This window comes from Bradyrhizobium sp. LeoB3 (assembly GCF_055456055.1).
This window is the reverse complement of sequence record NZ_JBVBEF010000241.1, coordinates 1-2,728: the sequence shown is the minus strand read 5'-3', so window position 1 is coordinate 2,728 and position 2,728 is coordinate 1. Positions and strand designations below refer to the sequence as shown.

Here is a 2,728-nt window from a genome sequence, read left to right as displayed (position 1 = left end):
GCCTCCCTTAAGTGGTGCTAAACACCTCCACTTTGGCACATCGATGCCGTCGGCGGGGCGTCCACCCCATCATAAATGATCATGTCCGCTTACCCCCGGAGAGCGGCGCAAAGGCGGACATGCAACTATTGACGAGATGGGCCAATAGGTGACATTCGAGATGGAAGAGACCGTCAGCGTCAGAAGCAAATGGTCTCCACCTTATTGCTCCCGGACGCCCCCCTTCCTCAGCCCGTCGAGAATGTCATCGATCTCCCTACGAAACTGCGGGTTGGTTGACATTGAGTAAACGAGATCACGGTACCAATGGATCGTAAAGTCTGGTCGGAGCCTGTTCAATTCATTCAAGCTCTGCTGTGCCCGTTCCAATTGCCCCGTGGCTCCATAAGCCGATGTCAGATCCACATAGGCGAACCAGGACGAATTGTTCAGATTGGCCGAGCGCCCGCATTCCTCGATGGCTTCTCCATATTGGTGCAGGTGCAAGTGTGCATGGCAGAGCCAGAAGCGCCATTGGAAAGCAAAAGGATCTCTGGGACTGAGACGGAGGGCCAACTGGACCGGCGAGAAGGCTTCGCGCGCGCGCCCGGAGACGACGAGTGCAATTGCTTTAGCAGCGTAGGCAGCTGGATTATTTGGATCGATTTCGAGCGCCGCATCGTATTCAGCCAATGCCTCCTCAGGACGTCCAAATAGAAGAACGGTTCCCTTGGTCGTATGAGCACTCGCGCTTGCGGAGCTTTTGGACAGAACTCTGTCGATGAGAGCGATCGCTTGCTTTTTGTCTTCAATAACGGACTCAGACCATCGGTTGTTCACACCAGCCGCTAAACACCGCGCTTTGCCAATCATGGCGTCAACGTTGTCCGGATCGAGGCGCAACGCACCTTCGAATAGCTTCTCTGCCTGAGCATTTTGGATCTTCGACTGCGGCTCGTATAACTTTGCCCAGCCGCGCATCGCGAAGTCCACGGCGTCTGGATTCGTCGGCCGGTCCACTTCGCTGCGGCGGCTTTCGGCTTGGATCAGTTCAATGTTCAGTGAGCGGGCGAGCCGCGCTGTGATCTGGTCCTGCAAAGCGGCAAGGTTCGTGCGATCGCCGTCGAAACGATCGGACCAGACGTCCCGATTGCTGGCGACATCGGTAAGTGAGACGTTGACCCGGACCTGATCCCCGTTGCGCCGCACCGCACCCTGGATCGCCCAGCGGATGCCAAGATCTTTGCCGAGCCTCCTGAAGTCGATCTGCTTGTTCCTGTATGTAAAGGCCGTTCCGCGTCCGATGACGAACGCGCCGGGCATTTGCGCGAGGTCGGTCGTCAGATCGGTCGTAATGCCATCGGCGAAATAGTCCTGCTCCGGATCGTTGTTGAGGTTTGCGAACGGCAGGACGACGAGTGACAAGCGGGGAGCAATGTCGGGTCGTGCGGTAGCCTCCCGCTGCGTCTGCTGCTTGTCCGGAAACACGTCGGTGCGGAGCGTCTTCCACACAGTCCAGTAGCCGACGAGGCCACCCGCAATCGCGCCGATAGCCGCGATCGAAGCGAGCGCTCCACCGATCAACCGCAGTCGCGTCCGGAGGCGATCCCTAAAGTTGAGAGTCGATGCCGGTTGGTCCGATAACTCGTTATCAGATGGCGTTTTGTTCAGTGGGTCACTATCGGATGCCGGTTTGTTCGGTCGGTCGCTGGAGACTTCCGAGTTCGTCACCATTGCCTCCCACAGGAGCCAAATGTCCAGTTATTCCAGCCTAGCAGATTCTTGCCGTTTCGCGTTGGTCAAGGTTGCTGACTAAGTTCACGCCTCTTACAAGTTGTTGCAGGGGCGGTCGTCGGTTCTACGACGTCGAATAGATGTCCGGTTGGCGTCACAAGCGGCGTTTGACGTCGCACTGAGCGGCGTCCGGTCTATCCCGGTGAGCTGACCTAGCGATCTTCAATCCGCTTTCGGCCATGGGCCAAAAACCGGACGGACGGTACCATGCACATGCATCGCGCGTAGTCTATTGCTGCGATCTGCTTTCAAGCAGCCGGCCGCGGATCTCCTCCGATACAAAGCGCTCCGCCCGCTGCCATGCCTCGTCGTTGTCGCCGCGAAACTGGAAGTATTTCCTAAACACGATGTGCTGGGATGTTGTATCGATAGCAACAGTCTGCGCAACCTGCACCAGCGTGCTCATCTTATGAAAGCCGCCGATGATCAGGATCTGCGCGCCGGCCTGTGACGCCGCACGCAGCCGATCGCGCAACGTCGGTCCATCGGTCGGACAATTTGAAGCGCAGGAGGACGGCAAAAGCTCAAAATGGTGGTCCGCCGTAAAATCGTCCCGCAGCGCAGTCATGAAGGCCCGCAATCGCTTTTCATGCACGGCCGTCTGATCGGTGGGCTCGTTCGACGTGTCTCTATATTTGAAATCGTCGACGGAGACAGCCAAGGCGTGGCCGGCTGTCTCGGCGGAGGCATCTGAGATGAGGCTGGATCCCAGGAACAGACCGGCTGCGGTAACAGCGTGCAGGATTGAGCTGTGGCGCATGGTGATGGCTCGATCTCCCCCGCTAAGTCGATTTTAGAAGATCGATTCTTTCCGTCTCCTGTCGAAGAAATTAATCCTTGGTAACGCTACGCGGCAGGCGCAGCGCTAATGTCTGCAGTGGGTGTGCGCCGTGACAAGGCGGCGCTTTCCAGTGGGTGCAAGTCCCACCCGGCAAACGCTCCAGCCGGAAGCAAT

Annotated in this window: 2 protein-coding genes; both read right to left on the bottom strand. The window is 57.8% G+C overall.

Annotated features, from left to right (window positions below):
- Window positions 1-201: 201 nt before the first annotated feature.
- Window positions 202-1,713 (bottom strand): tetratricopeptide repeat protein, encoded by a 1,512-nt coding sequence (locus ACZXDY_RS45360; RefSeq protein ID WP_464349943.1) that lies wholly within the window; start codon window positions 1,711-1,713, stop codon window positions 202-204.
- A gap of 289 nt (window positions 1,714-2,002) precedes the next feature.
- Entirely contained in the window at window positions 2,003-2,434 is a 432-nt protein-coding gene (locus ACZXDY_RS45355; RefSeq protein ID WP_464349942.1) for a DUF2380 domain-containing protein, read from the bottom strand.
- Window positions 2,435-2,728 lie beyond the last annotated feature (294 nt).

Bases quoted from the DNA above. Each gene is read 5' to 3' on its own strand.
- ACZXDY_RS45360 (WP_464349943.1), bottom strand. From the start codon at position 1,713: ATGGTGACGAACTCGGAAGTCTCCAGCGACCGACCGAACAAACCGGCA.